10 protein-coding genes and 1 pseudogene are annotated in these 19,090 nt (G+C 66.3%); 6 read left to right on the forward strand and 5 right to left on the reverse strand.

Annotation, left to right across the window (positions count from 1 at the left end; genetic code table 11):
- The first annotated feature begins 3 nt into the window (after positions 1-3).
- Positions 4-900 carry an AraC family transcriptional regulator gene (locus tag JCR33_RS16755; protein ID WP_198883268.1) on the forward strand — a complete coding sequence of 299 codons (897 nt, stop codon included), beginning with the start codon at positions 4-6 and terminating at the stop codon, positions 898-900.
- A 237-nt stretch (positions 901-1,137) separates the two neighbouring features.
- On the opposite strand, the gene JCR33_RS16760 is transcribed toward JCR33_RS16755, so the two are convergent.
- Complete coding sequence (locus tag JCR33_RS16760) at positions 1,138-1,566, reverse strand: MarR family winged helix-turn-helix transcriptional regulator (protein ID WP_198883269.1); 429 nt, start codon at positions 1,564-1,566, stop codon at positions 1,138-1,140.
- A gap of 67 nt (positions 1,567-1,633) precedes the next feature.
- Here JCR33_RS16760 and JCR33_RS16765 point away from each other — a divergent pair, with 67 nt between their 5' ends.
- The 3 genes from JCR33_RS16765 (at position 1,634) to JCR33_RS16775 (ending at position 10,738) form a co-directional block, all read left to right on the forward strand.
- On the forward strand, positions 1,634-1,996 hold the full coding sequence (locus JCR33_RS16765; protein WP_198883270.1) for a VOC family protein: 363 nt from the start codon (positions 1,634-1,636) through the stop codon (positions 1,994-1,996).
- A gap of 847 nt (positions 1,997-2,843) precedes the next feature.
- Positions 2,844-3,884 carry a helix-turn-helix domain-containing protein gene (locus JCR33_RS16770; RefSeq protein ID WP_198883271.1) on the forward strand — a complete coding sequence of 347 codons (1,041 nt, stop codon included), beginning with the start codon at positions 2,844-2,846 and terminating at the stop codon, positions 3,882-3,884.
- A gap of 401 nt (positions 3,885-4,285) precedes the next feature.
- A complete protein-coding gene (locus tag JCR33_RS16775; protein ID WP_198883272.1) occupies positions 4,286-10,738 on the forward strand; it encodes a calcium-binding protein in 6,453 nt (2,150 codons plus the stop codon).
- A gap of 778 nt (positions 10,739-11,516) precedes the next feature.
- Here the strand turns inward: JCR33_RS16775 and JCR33_RS16780 are convergent.
- A complete protein-coding gene (locus JCR33_RS16780) occupies positions 11,517-12,887 on the reverse strand; it encodes a transposase (RefSeq protein ID WP_198883382.1) in 1,371 nt (456 codons plus the stop codon).
- A gap of 297 nt (positions 12,888-13,184) precedes the next feature.
- Positions 13,185-13,847 carry a Crp/Fnr family transcriptional regulator gene (locus JCR33_RS16785; RefSeq protein WP_211110360.1) on the reverse strand — a complete coding sequence of 221 codons (663 nt, stop codon included), beginning with the start codon at positions 13,845-13,847 and terminating at the stop codon, positions 13,185-13,187.
- Positions 13,848-14,180: 333 nt separating this feature from the next.
- Here JCR33_RS16785 and JCR33_RS16790 point away from each other — a divergent pair, with 333 nt between their 5' ends.
- Together JCR33_RS16790 and JCR33_RS24730 are read left to right on the forward strand one after the other, a co-directional pair.
- Positions 14,181-16,523, forward strand: a complete 2,343-nt coding sequence (locus tag JCR33_RS16790) for a sulfatase-like hydrolase/transferase (RefSeq protein ID WP_198883274.1) — start codon at positions 14,181-14,183, stop codon at positions 16,521-16,523.
- 410 nt (positions 16,524-16,933) lie between these two features.
- The gene (locus tag JCR33_RS24730; protein WP_211110361.1) at positions 16,934-17,266 is read left to right on the forward strand and encodes a hypothetical protein; all 333 of its coding nucleotides are present in this window, start codon (positions 16,934-16,936) and stop codon (positions 17,264-17,266) included.
- Positions 17,267-17,521: 255 nt separating this feature from the next.
- Here JCR33_RS24730 and JCR33_RS16800 read toward each other — a convergent pair whose 3' ends face one another.
- Positions 17,522-18,019, reverse strand: a complete 498-nt coding sequence (locus JCR33_RS16800; protein ID WP_198883276.1) for a hypothetical protein — start codon at positions 18,017-18,019, stop codon at positions 17,522-17,524.
- Between the two features lie 31 nt (positions 18,020-18,050).
- Positions 18,051-19,034: pseudogene (locus tag JCR33_RS25655) on the reverse strand (tyrosine-type recombinase/integrase); the annotation flags it as partial.
- Between the last annotated feature and the right edge of the window lie 56 nt (positions 19,035-19,090).

Here is a 19,090-nt window from a genome sequence, read left to right on the forward strand (position 1 = left end):
GACATGTCCGACCCTCTCGCCGAGATCATCGCCCTCCTGCACCCGCGCGCGCCGTTCTCGAAGATGGTGGAGGCCGCCGGCGCCTGGCGTGTCCGGCGGGCGGAGGTGGGGCAGGTCTACTACTGTCTGCTGCTCGCCGGCCGGGTCCGTCTGGACGTGAACGGCAAGCCGCCCGTGGAGCTGAGCGAGGGCGACTTCGTCCTGGTGCCGGCGACGCAGAATTTCGCCGTGTCGAGCGTCGATCCCGTCGCGCCGCCGGGGTTCGAAAGCCGCCCCCTCGTCCGCCCGGACGGGACCGTGCGGGTCGGCCCCGAAGACGCTCCCGTGACGGTCAGGCAGCTCGTCGGCTATTGCAGCTTCGGCTCGCCCGACGCGGGGCTGCTCGTGTCGCTTCTGCCCGACATGGCCGTGGTGCGGGGGGAGCGGCGGCTCTGCGATCTGGTGCGCCTGGTGCGGGAGGAGGCGCGGGCCGAACGCCCGGCGCGGGACGTCGTTCTGGAGCATCTGCTGCAGGTGCTTCTGATCGAGGCCCTGCGCTCCTCCACCCAGACGAGCGGAACGCCGGGGCTGCTGCGCGGCTTGGCGGACGACCGGCTGAGCGGCCCGCTCCGCGCCCTCCATGCCGCGCCCGACAGGGCCTGGAGCGCCGCGGACCTTGCCCGCGAGGCGGGGCTGTCGCGCTCCGCCTTCTTCACGCGGTTCAACCGGGTGGTGGGGATGGCACCGATGGAATATCTCCAAAGCTGGAGGATGACGCTCGCGAAGCACCTGCTGCGCTCGGGGCGGCACGGCATCGCCGAAGTCGCCGCGCGGACCGGCTACGGCTCGGCCAGCGCCTTCAGCCTGGCGTTCTCCCGCCGCGTCGGCCAGCCCCCGGCCCGCTACGCCCGCGGCGACTGAGCGAGCCCGGCCCGCGGGCGGGGCGGGTTCGACGGCACCGCAGCTCCGGCGCCGACACGGTTCTTCCCTCCGCGCCCTCCGACGACCCTCCCCGCCAAGGTCAGAGTCATGTGATGGTGATGGCCCTCTCCCGCCGAGAGCGGCAGCCGGCGGTGCGTGACAGCGGGCCGCCGGCGCGGTGGCAGACGGCACCCGCGCGGATGGCGCGGGCCGGGAGCGGCCATCGCGATGTTCGTCCTACTCGCACATGGCGTTGTGAAGCCGGTTCATCAGATCGACGGCATCTTGAACGCAAGCCGGATGGACGGCAGCCTCCAGCAAGTCCTCCACCCGCATCACCGCGGCATTTGCGGCTTCGGCCTTCAAACGCCCCTCCCCCGTCAGCCTGGCGAGCTGGCGGCGACCGTGACGAGCGTCCTGTCGCCGCTCCACCAACCCCGATCCTTCCAGCTTCGTCAGAACGCCCTGCATCGACTGGGGGGTGATGAAGGCCCGCTCGGCAAGGTCGGCATTGGTCTGGTCCGGCCTCGCGTTCAGTTCGGCCAACACCGCGTATTGGGCAGGACTGAGCCCGAGCGGTCTGAGCGCCTCCTCCATGCGCCGATGCAGGGCATGCTGCGCCAGCTTCAGCCGGTACCCCAGCAACGGGGTCATGTCCTTGGTCATTGCTATATCAGGCACCTTATATTATATCAGGATCCTGATACTACCCATCCACCCGGAGGAGGCAACCATGCCCGGACTGATCGGCCCCGACTTCATCGCCCTCCAAACCGAAGACCTTCAGGCGGCCAAAGCGTTCTATGGAGACCGGCTGGGTCTGCCGGTGCTGCACGAGACGCCCGACGCTGTGGTGTTCGACAGCAAGCCCGCTCCCTTCGCGGTCCGAAAGCCCTTGGTGGATCTCGATGCGGCGCCGGGGAAGCTGGGATGGGGCATCGCCCTCTGGTTCGGCTGCGACGACGCCGATGCGACGCACGAGGCGTTGCAGGCGGCGGGCATCGCCATCGCCTTTCCGCCGAAGGACGGTCCGTTCGGCCGGTATTTCGCGTTCCGCGATCCGTTCGGCTACACGATCACGGTTCACACCGCGTGACGACACGCTCGTGGATCCGTGTCGCGAGCCGCGCCCCCGTCAAGATCGCCGAGGTGGGTGGGTCTCGTCAGTTCCACCACGGCCGGGGGCGCCGATCCGGCGGACGGTTGTCGGCTTGAGGTGGCGTCGCCGACCATTCGCCCCGTGAACGCACGGGTGACGGCGCGCCCATTGCCGCCTTCACGGCAAGCGGCACGGCGCGTCCGGAAGCGATCCACCCTGCGGACCAGTCCGACGGCGTCCAGCCCTGGCGCTGAAATGTCGACTATCGGCTTGCGCGCGAAGCACCGATCCCCGCTTTGCTCGGCCGGCCGTCGCTCTCCCACGCAGACCATGTTCCGTCACCGTTCGCACAAAACCGGACTGTAGCGGGACTACCGGCTGGCCGCACGCCGCCGCTCTCGCGTCGTCCGCCCACACCACCATTTGCGGCAGCTTTTGGCCCAGAACCACCGTTCATTTTGACGTTAAGTGATCTGCGGGGCGGACATCTCCGAATGGCGGCATTGTTCGCCAAGGAACGGCCCATTCTTCCTAACGGGCGCCGGGGCCCTCGGGGAGACGAGCTCCCTTCCGCGACTCCGACGCTACCACCTCCGCAACCGACAGGGGGCCGCGAGCGCCGCCGCGACGAGCGCCTCGCCCACCCCGGCAAGTTCTGACGTGGTGCGGGTTTCGATGGGGCGGTCGGCGAGAATCCGCATGGTCCGGTCCTTCGGTCACTGACGCGGCGCGTAACAGCCGAACACGGTGGGATGATGAAGGCTGGGTTCGACCGAGGAGGATGCCTTCGGTTGCGGCGCGCTGCGCGGTCTGGCAACCTGTTGTCGACGTCCGGGAGCAGGCCATGGCTGTGATCGCGCGGGACGGACGACGGGTGGCCTTTGGGGGGCGGCGGGCGGCCGATCTGTTTCGCACCGCCGAGCCGGAGGCTTCGCGCGCCGGCGTCGTCTTCGACAGCGCCGACCTGCCAGCGCGCCACCGCTACGAGGCCTTCCGCGCCTTCTGGGGTGGGCTTTACGACGTCCGTGCCCCGACAGAGCCGGCGCACGACGCACGCGCCCTCGTCAAGCTGTGGACACTGGGCGAGGTCACCTTGGGGCAGCTTCTTTTGCCGCAATGCAACAGCTTCCGCTCGGCGAGGCAGGCGAAAGCGTTTCACGGGGACGTCCTCGTCCTGCGCATTCCGACGCAGGGGACGATGCGTTTCGTGCTCGACGGAGAGATGGCGCTGCTGCGCCCCGGCGCGGCCTATCTGTGCAACGAGATGGCGCCGTGCGCCTGCGTCCACGGTGAGGACTTCGCTCTTTCCGTGCTGGTCGTCCCGTTCGACGCGGTCGGCTACGATCCCTACCGCCACCCGCGCATCACCACGATCCCGCTCGATACGGCGGTCGGGCGGGTGCTCATCGCCCTGGTCGAGGCGGCGTCGCGGGAGGTCGCGAGCGCGGGTCGAGAGGGGTTGTGCGCCCCGCTCATGGCTTTCCTGCGGGCGCTGCTCGCGGACCTTTATCAGGGCGGGCCCGACGAGCCGTCGGTGGAGGCGTTCCGCGCCCTTGCGATGCGGCTCTACCTCGAGGAGCACCTCTTCGACGAGACGATCGACGCCAGCACCATCGCGCGCGCCGTCGGCACCTCGCGCGCCTCGGTCTATCGGGTGTTCCAGGGCGAGGGCGGCGTGCGGCGTGCGGTCCACCGCCGGCGGCTGCGCGGGGCGCTGATGGACCTTGTGGAAAATGAGGCGGTGCGCGGTGCCATCGGCCAGGCGGCACAGCGCTGGGGCCTCATCGACGCGAGCCGCTTCGCCAGGATGTGCCGGGCCGAGTTCGGCTACCCGCCGGGCGCCGTGATGGAGTTCCTCAAGACACCGCCGGAGACCGTCGCCTGAGGCGGTGGGGTGAGCGGACGGGAGTCTCACCAAATTTGAGATTCTGAACTATATTTGTCTAGTTTCCATTCTGCTATAGATCCGACAGTATTAGAGTGGTCGGATCCGTGAAATTATCTCATTTATTGCTCGTTCTTGGATCGAGAGGGTTGATCATGGCGACGATCGACTATGACGAAATCATGGCGCGTAGCCGTCCGAACAGCGCCCTCCGCACGCAGAGGCCGAAAGGCTCTGCGCCACCGGACGGCTGATCGTCGCCGACGCGCAGCCCCGACGTCAGCATAGCCCTGAAACAGCAGTGAACCGACCCGGCCGGCCGCCCCGCGCCGGTCCCAAATCGTCGTGCGCCCATGCTGCGCTCAGCAACGAGAGCACGACGTTCACAGAGGGAGGCCTCGATGAGCCTGGTCGCACTCAACCACACCAACGCAACCGTCTTCGGCGAGGACGACAACGCCGGCTACCCGACCAACTGGTACATCGAGTACGGCAGCGACTGGAGCTCGCTCTCCGGCAGCTACACTGGCTACGAGATCGAGCCGAGCGTCATCGCGTATTACGGCGGCAACGACCTGCTGATCGACAGCTTTCACGTCAGCTTCATCGGTGCCAGCGACGCCACCTCGGACGATTCCTTCTCCGCCCCCGGTACCGGCAGCATCGCCGCCACCGGGCCGGGCAACGACACGCTGACCGGCTCCCAGAGCGTCGACACCCTCCTCGGCGGCGACGACGACGACCACCTGACCGGCAACAACGGCAACGACCTCCTCTACGGCGACTACGCGAACAACCTCACCGACGAATACAGGGTCGGCGAGCAGAACACCGACCTCTCCGGCGGCGACACGATCGATGGCGGCGACGGCAACGACACGCTCTACGGCAACAGCGGCGACGACGTGCTGTCGGGCGACAACAACAACGATCACATCGAAGGAGACGACGGCGACGACTCGATCGATGGGGGTTCCGGCAACGACTACCTGTCAGGCGGCGATGACGACGACACGCTCGACGGCAGCGACGGCAACGACACCCTCCTCGGCGGCGACGGCGACGACCTGCTGCAAGGCGGTGACGGCGCCGACAGGCTGAGCGGCGGCGACGGCAACGACCAGCTCTATGGCGGTCCGCGCGGCGACGGCTACACCGACATCCTCACCGGCGGGGCCGGGGCGGACGCCTTCTACCTCTCCTACACCGACAGCTCGTCCGGCAATACCGACGGCTTCTGGGCGAGCTTCGCCAACACGTACCTGCCGGGCATCGGCGCGTCGGCCGTCTCCGCCGGCGTCACCGCGCTCGGCAAGACGGTGGCACCGGAGTTCTTCGACAACCCCCTCGGCGCGATGGTGCTCGGCGGCCTCTCGACCGGCCTCGGCGATTTGACCGAGGAAGGCATCGACCACCTCCTCGGCATCCACAAGTCGAGCACGCCCAAGCCGACGGGCGAAGACACCATGGTGGTCACCGACTTCGACCCGCGCGAGGACGTCCTGTTCCTCCCTACCGCGACGGGGACGACGCTCATCATCGAGGTCGTCTGGTTCGCCTCGAGCAGCGACAGCGCCGGCGGCCTCACCGGCTACGGCCTCAAATTCACCGACGGGGACGCCGACACGCTGTTCGCCGAGGTCTTCATCGATACCGACTTCCTCGCCGAGTTCGGCATCACGTCGGAATCCGAGGCGGCGACCGACCTCATCACCGACATCGTCTCGACCTCGATCTTCCTCAACGAGGACGGCGCCTATTCGGGCCGCCAGACCGATTTGTCGGACCCCACCGCGACCGACTTCGACAGCTCCGTCTACCCCTTCCCGACCGACCCCGACGACTATACCAGCGGCACGCTCCCCGCCGTCACCTCGACCATCGCCCTCGAGGCGCCCTCGGGCACGCAGACCCAGGTGCTCGGCGCCTTCGGGCCGCTGATCCTGCTCGGCGCCACCCACGCCAACCCCGCCTCCCTCGCCGGCACCAACTTCGGTGACCTGATCTTCCTCACCAACGACGGCTTCGCCCCCGACGATTGGGACGACGCGGGCATCGTCGAGCAGGTTTCCACCGCCTCGCTCATCCTCGGCTTCGACGGCAACGACATCATCAACGGCTCGATCGGCCAGGATGACATCAACGGCGGCGACGGCGACGACATCATCTACGGCTGGGGCGCTGACGACGCTCCCAACCGCGACCAGCTCTACGGCGGCGACGGTGACGACACCTTGTCCTCCGCCAAGGCGCTCGGCGGGCGCGCAGCGGCCGACTTCTTCGGCGACGACGGATCCGACACCGTCTCTTTCGCCTACTCCCGCTACACCGTCTATGCGAGCCTTGCCGAGGGCACCGGCTACAACGGCGGCGACACCGATACCGACATCTACGACTACTACACCTTCACCGACGTCGAGAACCTGACCGGCACCGCCCTCGACGACACCCTCGTCGGCGACGACAACGACAACGTGCTGCAAGGCAACGCCGGCAACGACAGCCTCGACGGTGGCGCGGGCACCAACACCGCCTCCTACGCCGACAACGACGGTCCGGTCGCCGTCGACCTCAGCGCAGTCACCGACGACACTGTGGCGGGCCTCGAGTACGACCTCGACGGCGACCTCATCTCGACCGACACCCTCATGGGGTTCGAGAACCTCATCGGCTCGGCCTACGCCGACACGCTCACCGGTGACGACGACGCCAACCTCATCGCCGGCAGCGGCGAGAATGCCATGTCCTACGATCTCGGCGACAGCTTGTCGGGCGGCGCGGGCGACGACACCCTATTCGGCTACTCCGGCGACGACTCGATCGACGGAGGCGACGACGACGACCTGATGTCGGGCGGCGACAACGACGACAGTATGACGGGCGGCGACGGCGATGACACCATAAGCGGCGATGCCGGCGACGACACCCTTTCCGGCGGCGACGGCAGCAACACGCTCAGCTATGCCGCCAACACCGGCAAGGTCGTCGTCACCCTCTACGACGACACCGTCACCGGCGCGAGCGAGACAAACGCCGACGAGTACGGCGCCGATGGCAGCTCGCAAGCGGACACCGTCGTCAGCAGCGACATCGCGGTGGAGTTCGACACCGTCATCGGCTCGGCCTACGACGACAGTCTCATCGGCAACGACGGCGACAACGACCTCGAAGGCGGCGACGGCGACGATACGATCTACGGCGGCGATGGCGATGGCGACGACACCGTGAGCGGTGGCGACGGCGACGATACGATCGACGGCGGCGACGGCGACGACAGCGTGAGCGGTGGCGACGGCGACGACACGATCGACGGCGGCGTCGGCGACGACACCGTGAGCGGCGGCGACGGCGACGATACGATCTACGGCAGCGACGGCGACGACACCGTGAGCGGCGGCGACGGCGACGACTCAATGGACGGCGGCGGCAACGAAGACTCGATGGTCGGCGGCGCCGGCGACGACACCGGGCGCGGCGGCGACGGCGCCGACTCAATGGCCGGCGGCGGCAACGAAGCCTCGATGGACGGCGGCGCCGGCGACGACACCATGGAGGGCTACTACGGCCTCGACACGATCTCCGGTGGCGACGGCGACGATTCGATCTCCGGTGGCGAAGACGATGACACCATAAGCGGCGATGCCGGCGACGACACCCTTTCGGGCGGCGAAGGCACCAATACGCTCAGCTATGCCGCCAACACCGGCAAGGTCGTCGTCACCCTCTACGACGACACCGTCACCGGCGCGAGCGAGACCAACGCCGACGAGTACGGCACTCATGGCACCTCGCTAGCGAACACCGTCGTCAGCAGCGACATTGCGGTGGAGTTCGATACCCTCATCGGCTCCGCCTATAACGACAGGCTCACCGGCAACGGCGACGCCAACGACCTCGAAGGCGGCGACGGGGACGATACGCTCGACGGCGGCGATGGCGACGACACCCTGAGCGGTGGCGACGGCGACGACTCAATGGACGGCGGCGGCAACGAAGACTCGATGGACGGCGGCGCCGGCGACGACACCATGGAGGGCTACTACGGCCTCGACACGATCTCCGGTGGCGACGGCGACGATTCGATCTCCGGTGGCGAAGACGATGACACCATAAGCGGCGATGCCGGCGACGACACCCTTTCGGGCGGCGAAGGCACCAATACGCTCAGCTATGCCGCCAACACCGGCAAGGTCGTCGTCACCCTCTACGACGACACCGTCACCGGCGCGAGCGAGACCAACGCCGACGAGTACGGCACTCATGGCACCTCGCTAGCGAACACCGTCGTCAGCAGCGACATTGCGGTGGAGTTCGATACCCTCATCGGCTCCGCCTATAACGACAGGCTCACCGGCAACGGCGACGCCAACGACCTCGAAGGCGGCGACGGGGACGATACGCTCGACGGCGGCGATGGCGACGACACCCTGAGCGGTGGCGACGGCGACGACTCAATGGACGGCGGCGGCAACGAAGACTCGATGGACGGCGGCGCCGGCGACGACACCATGGAGGGCTACTATGGCCGCGACACCATCTCCGGTGGCGACGGCGACGATTCGATCTCCGGTGTCCAAGACGATGACACCATAAGCGGCGATGCCGGCGACGACACCCTTTCGGGCGGCGAAGGCAGCAACACGCTCAGCTATGCCGCCAACACCGGCAAGGTCGTCGTCACCCTCTACGACGACACCGTCACCGGCGCGAGCGAGACCAACGCCGACGAGTACGGCACCGATGGCAGCTCGCAAGCGGACACCGTCGTCAGCAGCGACATTGCGGTGGAGTTCGATACCCTCATCGGCTCGGCCTACGACGACAGCCTCATCGGCAACGACGGCGACAACCTCGTCATGGGCGAAGGGGGCGACGACACGCTCGACGGTGGCACAGGGACCGATACGCTCGAGGGCGGTGACGGCGACGACATCTTTACAATCGGGAATTCCGACGAGCTCGCGGTGATCGAAGACTTCACCCAGGGTGAAGATCTCCTCGGCCTCGCAAACGGATATACCTACGAGGATCTCACCTTCTCCGGTTCGAACATCGTCCTGACGGACAGCACGACCATCGCGACGTTGACGAATTTCGACACCACGACGCTGACCGAGAACGACTTCGTCGCGCTCGACGCCGTCGCCGCGCCCGATCCGGTGACCGACGGCGGCCCGGCGACGTCCGGCGACGACAGTCTCCTCGGCTCGAACGAGGCCGACACGCTGAAGGGCCTCGCCGGCAACGACATCCTCGACGCCCACGACGGCGACGACGACCTCTTTGGCGATGGCGACAACGACGTGATCGGCGCCGCCGGCGGCGACGACTTCGCCAACGGCGGCTCCGGCGACGACACCATGACGGGCGGGGCGGGCGAGGACACCGTCCTCGGCGGCTCAGGCGAGGACGTCCTCGCCGGCTGGAGCGGCGACGACCAGATGAGAGGCGGTGCGGGCGACGACCGCATGAGCGCCGGCTCCGGCGAGGACACCATGGACGGCGGCTCGGGCGACGACCAGCTCGTCGGCAATGCCGGCGACGACAGTCTCGCCGGCGGCACGGGCGACGACACCATCAAGGCCGGCACGGGCGTTGACACCGTCAAAGCCGGCCTGGGCGACGACAGCGTCGCCGGCGGCGACGGCGACGACCGCCTCTTCGGCGACGCGGGCGCGGACGTCATCTACGGCGGCGATGGCAACGACTTCATCGTCGGCAACGCCGGCGACGACAGTCTCGCCGGCGGCACGGGCGACGACACCATCAAGGCCGGCACGGGCGATGACACCGTCAAAGCCGGCATGGGCGACGACAGCGTCGACGGCGGCGACGGCGACGACCGCCTCTTCGGCTACGCCGGCGCGGACGTCATCTACGGCGGCGATGGCAACGACTTCATCGTCGGCAACGCCGACGACGACCTCCTCTTCGGCAACGCCGGCGACGACACGCTGCAAGGCAACGCCGGAAACGACACGCTGTGGGGCAACGCCGGAGCTGACAGCTTGGAAGGCGACGCCGGTGCCGATGTTCTCCTCGGCGGGCTCGGCGACGACGTCCTCAGCGGCGGCAGCGACGCCGACGAGCTCTCCGGCGGCGACGGTGACGACTGGCTCGATGGCGGCGCCGGCACCGACACGCTGAAGGGTGGGGCCGGCGAGGACACCGTCCTCGGCGGCTCGGGCGAGGACGACCTCGATGGCTGGAGTGGTGACGACCAGATGAGAGGCGGCTCGGGCGACGACCGCATGACCGGCGGCACGGGCGACGACACCATCAAGGCCGGCACGGGCGACGACAGCGTCGACGGCGGTGACGGCGACGACCGCCTCTTCGGCTACGCGGGCGAGGACGTCATCCACGGCGACGATGGCGACGACTTCATCGTCGGCAACGCCGACGACGACCTCCTCTTCGGCAATGCCGGCGACGATACGCTACAGGGCAACGCCGGCAACGACATATTGTGGGGCGACGCCGGAGCTGACAGCTTGGAAGGCGACGCCGGTGCCGATGTTCTCCTCGGTCAGCTCGGCGACGACGTCCTCAGCGGCGGCAGCAACGCCGACAAGCTCTCCGGCGGTGACGGTGACGACTGGCTCGATGGCGGCGCCGGCGCCGACACGCTGAAGGGCGGGGCCGGCAACGACGTCTTCGTGCTTGCCGCTGGCGAGGGCATCGACCGGATTCTCGACTTCACCGCCGGTTCCGACCTCATCGGCCTCGACGACCTCGCTTACGGCGATCTCGACTTCGCCGGCAATGCCATCCTCCTCGACGGCGAAGAGCTCGCGCGGCTCGCCGGCGTCCTCACCTCGACCTTGAGCGAGACCGACTTCGTCCACCTTTGAGGGTGTTTGGGCGGCGCAGCCCGTCACCGCGCCCTACGCAGCTCTGCCCTCGCACGAGGAAGGCGAACCATGGCCTTCGTGCTCAAGCACGGGCGGCCACACGGCAGGCCTCGGCCGCGGGACCTGCGTAACGGATCCTGCGCTGGTTGCCAGCTACTGGGCGGCAGCCGGCCGGGATGAAGCGCGTCATCCGCCTCTCGGAAGAAGATTGCGCAATCCCCGTGAGCGACGGCCCCGATCCTGCCGCCTTCGTGATGCCATCCGGTGTCGAAGTCCGTTCGGTCGCGATCCTAAGCATGCGGATCCACCACGCTCCGGACAGCCAGTTCGGGGGTCGGTTGGGAAATCTTCATCTCACCGCTCCCTCTCGAACCGCATCGAGGGCACCACTCCACGCTCCAGGCTGCGGATCGACTGTGCGGACATCCGCGCCGAAGTTGGCACCGCCACCCATCGAATCACCGCCATGCCCGGGTATCACACAGCTCTCAGGCATTACATCTCGGTAAGGCGCCGCTCGTATGGGTTGTGCGGCGACCGACCGCCGATAACTTCTGCACAATGGCCTGCTGCCGGTTTCCCGTCCTCAGCGACGGATGGTGCGCGTGGAATCCAGGTTCGCAGTTGGCACCTCGGCGCTTTGGGGCGGGCAATCCCGCCGAGCGAACGAGCAAGTCGACGGGCGCTATCGCCTGTGGCCGATTCCGTTGAAAAACTCGCTGTTTGCCGCGGCGGCGATCGGGGTGGTGGCGACCGGCTTGATGCGGTCGCCCTGCCGTCAGGCGGTGACCGGTCGAGTGCCGGCAGGGATGAGCTTGGCGAGCTTTCGGAGGTTCTGGGCGGTGGCGGCGAGGTGGAACTCGTCGCGAGCGCCGTTCGGGCCGCGCAGGCGTAGTCGATCGAGCTTGAGTATGCGCTTGAGGTGCGCGAACAGCATCTCGACCTTCTTCCGCTCGCGCCTCGATGTCGCGTAGACCGGCGTGGCCGCGATGTCCCTCGCCATATCGCGGGCCCCTTCGTGGATCGAGCGCAGGATCTTGCGAGCCGGCTCTTTCGGGCAGCATCTCGGCTTGAGGGCGCACGCATCGCAGTCGTGCTTGCTCGCGCGGTAGCGCATGAGACCCAGCGCATCGACGTTGGCGCCGGTCTTTCCAGGGCGGCGGAAAGCGCGCAATTCGGCGCCGCCGGGGCAGGTGTAGAGATCGCGCCCATGATCGTAGGCGAAGTCGGCCCTACTGAAGGTGCCGTCGCGACGGCCCGAGTGGTCGAACACCGGGATGTGCGGCTCGATGCCGTGCTCGTGGACCAGCCAGGCCAGCATCTCGGCCGAGCCGTACGCACTGTCGCCCATCAAGCGCTCGGGGTAGAGGCCGCGGTCCATCGACCGCTCGATCATGCGCCTGGCCGCCAGAACCTCGGCCTGACGGATCGCCGTGGTCGCTTCCACATCGACGATGATCGCGTGTTGGACGTCGATGAGATAGTTCGTGGAATAGGCGAAGAAGGCCTGTCCGCCGTGCGCGCCTGTCCAACGCGCGGCCGGATCGGCCGGCGAGATGAACTTCGGCGTAACCTCTGTTGCCGCACCGAACGCGGCATCGTCGAGAGTGGCGAGGTACTCCCGAGCCGCACGCCCCGTCGAATGAGGCGGCAGTCCGGACGTCCCCTCGACGCCTTTCTGCCGGCTGGCCTCAGCCTTGATCAGGCTGGCGTCGACGGCGAACCCATCCCCACCGACCAGGCCCTCCTCGATGCAGCGGTCGAGCACCGCCTCGAACAAATGCCGAAGGAGATCGCTGTCCCGAAAACGCCCGTGCCTGTTCTTGGAAAAGGTCGAGTGGTCCGGCACCCGTCCTTCGAGGCCGAGGCGGCAGAACCAGCGGTAGGCGAGGTTGAGATGGACCTCCTGACACAGCCGCCGCTCGGATCGGATACCGCAGCAGTAGCCGACGATGAGCATCCGGATCATCAACTCCGGATCGACCGAGGGCCGTCCCGTGTCGCTGTAGAAGGCCTTCAGGTGCGAGCGCATCTCGGTGAGATCGACAAACCGGTCGATGGCACGCAGGAGGTGATCGGCTGGCACGTGCCGCTCGAGGCTGAACTCGTAGAACAGGGCCTCCTGCATCTGCGTCCGCTCACCCATCATCGCCGAATCCTCCGAGGCCCCGAAGGAGTGAATCAGCACTTCGGCATCACAGCAACGCCGACTTTTTCAACGGAATCGGCCCATTCCGGCCGTTCAAAGCGGGGCTTAAGGAGCTCCGAAGCGGACGTCCCCGGATGGCGGCCCGCTCCCCGTCGGGACGACCCGTGACCAAAGAGAGATCGTCCAGTTCCGGGTCGAGCAACTCCAAAGTCGACGTTCACATCCGGCGGCCGGGTCCGGCGATCAAGGAAGCAGACCGGCAATTCAACTCGGACCGCGCTGCCCGAAATCGTCGCGTCACGTGGCAAGTGAACGGGCAAGGCGAACGGGGTTGTAGCCGATCTGGCCATAGACCCGTCGGGATACGAGGCCGTCGCGCTCCAACCGCTTCAAGCATGGTCCCACGCTGTTGCGGGACAGGCCCGCGATCTCGCCGAGTTCGTGCTGGGTGCAGGGAACGAAGGTTTCGGCATCGATGGTCCTTATGGGGCCGGCCAGTCGGATCAATGTGTTGATGATCTTGCTGCGGACATCGCCCCGAACGAGGGTCGAAGCCAGCATCAGCGCATTATCCATGTGGGAAACGGTCAATCTGGCGAAGTAACGCCAGGTTCGCGTATCGAGCGTCTCAATCACCTGCAGTTCGCGGGCGGGGAGGTGGAGAATCTCGACATTTGTGCGGGCCCGCACCTCGACCCGGCGCTCCGATGCGGTGACCGCGGCCGCCTCCCCGACCCACCAGCCCGCTCGCGCAATGTAGACGAGTTGCGGCGGAAAGGGTCCTGAAGCCAGCAGCACGTCGGCGAACCCCTCGACCATGCCGTAGATCCCGCCGGGAGGATCGCCAAGCGAATAGAGGCGTTGTCCGACGGGCATTTTCCGCAACTCGCAGCGATCGAGCACGAGCTCACGAAACGGGGCCGGTTGCTCCGAAAGCCAGCCGATCTCGCTGGCGACCATTTTTGCGTCTGTAGGGGTCATGGAAAATTTGTCCGCCAGTTGCACACCGGTGTGCAACTTAGGGCAGTAAGTTGGGATACCTTCGCGAGTCAAAAGCAGCAAAAAGCGGACAGGCACCACTCCAATCAAATTGCGGCAACAACAGGTGCGTTTCCGCGCCACGTCTTGGGTCGGCCGTCAAAGATGATCCCATTCGACGAGACGGCCCCTTGACGTTGACGAGAGTGCGGCTCGGTCGATCGACTTTGCGTCACTCTCCCATGGCGTAAACGCCCAGGTCCGCGCCGGAATGCTGGGGCTGGCGCTGCGCGCTCATCAAACAAGGGGGGTCCAATGCTCAATAAATTGACCGTGTCGGCGATGGCGCTGCTCGCCTTCGGCGTGACCCATGCCGAAGCTCAGCAATGGCCGGACCGCACCACGTTGCCGATACCGCTCGCCCCATTCGAAGGCACGATCGGCGAGACCTATCAAGAGTCCCAACCCGATTGGCAGGAGCCGGTGGCGGCGCCGGAAGGCGCACCCAACATCATCGTCATTCTGCTCGACGACGTGGGGTTCGGCCAGACCTCCACGTTCGGCGGGCTGATCCCGACCCCTGCGCTGGACCGGCTCGCGGAAGAGGGCCTGCGTTTCACCCGCTTTCACACCACGGCCATCTGCGGGCCGTCGCGCGCGGCCCTGCTCACCGGACGAAACCATCATACCAGCGGTAACGGGTTCCTGATGGAATGGGCGACCGGATTCCCGAGCTACTCCACCATGCTCTCGCGCGAGACGGCAACCATTGGCCAGATCCTCAAGGACAACGGCTACGCCACCTGGTGGTTCGGCAAGAACCACAATACGCCCGACTGGGAGCAAACCGTCACCGGCCCCTTCGACCGATGGCCGACGGGGATGGGCTTCGATTACTTCTACGGCTTCAACTCCGGCGAGACCCACCAGTATTACCCGGTGCTGTTCGAGAACACGACCCCGGTCGAACCCGACAAGACCCCGGCGGAGGGGTACCACTTCATGACCGACATGACCGACCGCGCCATCGCGCGCATGAAGTTCGCCAAGTCGGTCGCGCCGAACAAGCCTTTCTTCATGTATTTCGCGCCGGGGGCGATGCACGCCCCGCACCACGTCACCGCCGAATGGCGCGACAAGTTCGACGGGGCGTTCGACATGGGCTGGGAAGCTTATCGCGAGCAAGTCTTCGATCGGCAGAAGACGATGGGGATCGTTCCGCCCGACACCGTGCTCACGTCGCGCCCCGACTGGGTGCCCGCCTGGGAGACGCTGACCGACGTACAGAAGGAGGTCTACGACGATCTCATGGAAAACTTCGCGGGCTACTTCGCCTTTACCGACCATGAGATCGGCCGCCTGCTGGACGCGGTGAAGCACCTGCCGGACGGCGAGAACACGTTGGTGATCTATATCGTCGGCGACAACGGCGCCTCGTCCGAGGGCGGGCCGGACGGCACGCTGAACGAGATCATGAACCTCAACGGCATCCCCTCGAACCTCGAGGACATCAAGGCCAATCTCGACAAGCTGGGGGGGCCGCAGTCGGAGCCGCACTATCCGGTCGGTTGGGCGTGGGCCGGAAACACGCCCTTCCAATGGGTCAAGCAGGTCGCCTCGCATCTCGGCGGCACGCGTAACCCCATGGTTGTCAGTTGGCCGGCGCGGATCGAGCACGACAACGCTCCGCGCACCGCCTTCCTTCACCTCGTGGACGTGGTGCCGACGATCCTCGAAGCGGCCCATATCCCGATGCCGGCGACGGTGAACGGTGTCGTCCAGAAGCCGTTGGAAGGCGAGAGCTTTCTGGCGAGCTTCACCGACCCTGACTACAAGGGTCGAAGCCAGCAATATTTCGAGGTCTTCTCCAACCGCTCCATGTATGCCGACGGCTGGAAGGCCGACGCCCAGCACACCTTCCCTTGGCGACAGGACTACGCGCCCGGCAACTGGGACGAGGACGAATGGGAGTTGTACAACCTCGACAAGGATTTCTCCGAGGCCAACGATCTCGCCGCCCAGTACCCTGAGAAGCTCGAAGAGTTGAAAGCGATGCTCGACGAGGCTTTCGAGAAATACGGCGTGCTGCCGCTCGACGACCGTGGTTCCGCACGTCTTGCAATCGCCAAGCCGCCGGTGCCGGGCGCAGACGAGGATGCCACCACCTTCACCTACTTTGAGGGTGCCACACGCATCGCCGAGCCCGCCGCACCACCGATGAAGAACCGCTCCTGGACGCTCACGGCGAACGTCACGACCGAGGGGGCCGATACCGAGGGCGTCATCCTGGGCTTCGGCGGCGTCGCGGCCGGCCTGGTGCTCTACCTCGACGCCGGCGTTCCGGTCTTCGACTACAACCTTTTCGAGAAGCACACCGTGGTGAAGGGCACCGAGCCGCTGTCTGGCGGCGAGGCCGAGATCACCCTCGACTTCGCCTACCAGGGCGCAGAGGGCGAAGTTGGTAAGGGCGCCGAGATCGTTCTGTCCGTCAACGGTCGCGAAGTGTCGCGAGGCGGCATGGACTCGACCGTCGCCGGGCGCTTCGGCATCGATACTTTCGGCATCGGCGAGGATAGCGGACAACCTGTCACCGAGGAGTACGAAGCGCCGTTCTCCTTCACGGGCACGATCGAGAAGGTCGTCGTGGAGGTCCGGTGAATCGGCTCATCTGCAGCCACTTCAACGAAAACGCTGTGTGAGTCTGCACTGCGTTTTCGTTGGACATTCTGGGACACGCTCAACGTCTGCTTCTGACACCATGTGCGCGGGTTCAATTGGAGCAGTCGTTCCGCTCAAGGTTGGACCTTCTCCGAAGCACACGCCCCCGGATCGCGGCCAGGTTGCCCCGAACCCAGCTCAGGGGAATCGCGCATCGGGACTCTTTTCATCTGAACTATCCACTAGCGAGAATAACCCGAGAAGGGAGGTTTGAGACCACCCTTACCGGTCATCTGCTGTCGAGCTACGAACGCTATCTCGCCAATATCGAAACGGATGACGTATTTCCCCGGATATGGGTCCGCGCTCCCGCCAAGGAAAGAGCAAAACTAGGAGTTGTTAGGTGGATCATGAAAAAACTATTGATCGCTGTGGGGATTGCTACTCCCGTTCTTGTTCTTCTCGTCTGGGTATTTTCGGGCTCGACCGAGGAGGATTACCAGCGAGCGCTGAAGTGCGCCTCCGCGTCGCGCCGAGCGCTCAGCTTAGGCGTCGTCAAGACCGAGAGTGTGCCGAAAATTAAGGCTCTCTTGCGTGGTTTTGAAGACGAGGCCGAGAAATTGAGCAGAAGGTTGGGAAAGCCGGCCGGGCACGCATCGAGAGACCTTCATCTTGCGGAATTTTCTGTTCTAAAATTAGGCGATGTGGACTTCGTCTTAGGGGAGTACGATTGTTGGAGCTGACAACGCGTTCCGGGGGAGTATTTAACGGCACGACGTTCCGAAGAGCTCGGCAGGCGACTTTACCGCCAGAGCGGCCCGCAAGGCTCCGAATAATTCGATTCCCGATACCTTAATGGCTGCGCCGCGCTCGGCACTGCGCTGCATGAGCTGGGTGCCGTCCATCATGGAGCGGGTCGCTCGATCCCACTCCGCGACGGTCAGGACGTCGCGAGCGCGGAGCCCGGACGAGAGCACGATGCGCCGTGCAGCGCCCCCCTACCGCCCCTGTGCATCCTGCTGGGCCTCGATCCTCTGGGTGCGCTGGTCGGTGGAGCGGACCTGCACCTCGATGGAGGAGACGGCGGGGACGAGGTCGTCGAGGCGGTCGTCCTGGCGGGCGTTCTCGGCGGTGACGGCCTTGATGCGCTCGCCGTTGGTCTCGATTTTCTCCAGCGCCCGCACGAAGCTGTTGGAGGTGGTCCACATCGCCGTCACCGCGCCACCGCCGGAGAGGGTGAGGAGCACGAACCCGAGGCGCGCCCACACCCACCACACCTTCTTGCGCGCCTGATCCTCGGCGCACTGCTGATACTCCGCCTTCCTCAGCCTCTCCTCTTGCTTGATCTGCCGCGAGCGCTCCTCGGTGTAGCTCTGCAGCGTGTCCACCACCGTCGTCACCTTGCGGTCGACCTCGTCGACGCGGCGCGAGAGGTGGTCGTGGCGCTTGCTGAGGTCCTCCACGCGGGCGTGCACGTCCTCGACGCTGTTCGGCATCGTCCCCCGCCCAATCGCGGAAGGACGAGCGGAAGCCGTGGACAGTAAACTTTCGCTCGTCCCCACATCGACGCCGCACGAGCTGGGTTAAAGCCATGTCACTGAGAGGGTTCGTCAGTCGTGCGCCGGGAAAGGGGATGGAGAACTTTTCTTGCCCCTTTAGAACCGCCAGTGCCGGCGCGGTGAGCGGCACGCGGTGAGGTCGAGTTGCCTTCATGCGCTCGGCTGGGACGGTCCAAACGGCGTCGTCAAAGTCAATCTCGTCCCACGTCATCTTCCGAACCTCGCCCGAGCGAGCGGCAGTGAGGATCAGAAATGTGAGCGCCCGCGCTGCGCTGCCATTGACGCTACCGAGGTGGGCGACGAAGCCCGGCACGTCTTGCCAGGGTATCGAAGCGTGATGCCCTCTCGATAGCTTCACCGGCTTGGGCAGCACCATGGACAGGCGGCCACGCCATCGGGCCGGGTTGTCCCCGGCCCGCCATCCGCGCGTCGCGGCATAGTCGAGCACCCGCTCTATGCGCCCTCGCAAACGGGTCGCCGTTTCCGGTTTGGCCTGCCAGATCGGGGTGAGGCAGGACAGCACGGCTTCTCCATCAACCTCGTTGACCGGTTTGTCGGTGAGTGCGGCAGCATGCGTCGCAAGCGTCGCGCCCCACTGGGCTCGGTGTTTCGGGTTGCGCCACGACGCTCCCATGGCCTCGATGAAGGCGTCGGCTGCGGCTCCGAATGTCGGGGACGAGACCTTGGGCTGTGAGGCAGCATGGCGCTCATCGATCGGGTCGACGCCATCGCGAACCTTGGCCCTCGCCACGTCCGCCGCGCGGCGCGCCTCCGCGAGCGACAGCGTCGGAAATGTCCCGAGCACCATCTCGCGCCGACGTTTGTTGAGGCTTTAGAGATGGACCCACTGCTTCGCGCCGCAGGTGCGAACGCGAAGATAGAGCCCACCGCCGTCGGCGTACCGCCCCGGCTTGGCAACGGCCTTGACCTCGGCGACCGTCAATCTGGCCATGCTTGCCCCACAGATCGCATCTTTGTGCCCCACAGATTGCCCCACAGGAGAGGTGC

Source organism: Acuticoccus mangrovi (assembly GCF_016411865.1).
Classification (GTDB): Bacteria; Pseudomonadota; Alphaproteobacteria; order Rhizobiales; family Amorphaceae; genus Acuticoccus; species Acuticoccus mangrovi.

Bases quoted from the DNA above. Each gene is read 5' to 3' on its own strand.
- JCR33_RS16765 (WP_198883270.1), top strand. From the start codon at position 1,634: ATGCCCGGACTGATCGGCCCCGACTTCATCGCCCTCCAAACCGAAGAC.
- JCR33_RS16785 (WP_211110360.1), bottom strand. From the start codon at position 13,847: ATGGTCGCCAGCGAGATCGGCTGGCTTTCGGAGCAACCGGCCCCGTTT.
- JCR33_RS16770 (WP_198883271.1), top strand. From the start codon at position 2,844: ATGGCTGTGATCGCGCGGGACGGACGACGGGTGGCCTTTGGGGGGCGG.
- JCR33_RS16760 (WP_198883269.1), bottom strand. From the start codon at position 1,566: ATGACCAAGGACATGACCCCGTTGCTGGGGTACCGGCTGAAGCTGGCG.
- JCR33_RS16800 (WP_198883276.1), bottom strand. From the start codon at position 18,019: ATGCCGAACAGCGTCGAGGACGTGCACGCCCGCGTGGAGGACCTCAGC.
- JCR33_RS24730 (WP_211110361.1), top strand. From the start codon at position 16,934: ATGAAAAAACTATTGATCGCTGTGGGGATTGCTACTCCCGTTCTTGTT.
- JCR33_RS16790 (WP_198883274.1), top strand. From the start codon at position 14,181: ATGCTCAATAAATTGACCGTGTCGGCGATGGCGCTGCTCGCCTTCGGC.
- JCR33_RS16780 (WP_198883382.1), bottom strand. From the start codon at position 12,887: ATGATGGGTGAGCGGACGCAGATGCAGGAGGCCCTGTTCTACGAGTTC.
- JCR33_RS16755 (WP_198883268.1), top strand. From the start codon at position 4: ATGTCCGACCCTCTCGCCGAGATCATCGCCCTCCTGCACCCGCGCGCG.
- JCR33_RS16775 (WP_198883272.1), top strand. From the start codon at position 4,286: ATGAGCCTGGTCGCACTCAACCACACCAACGCAACCGTCTTCGGCGAG.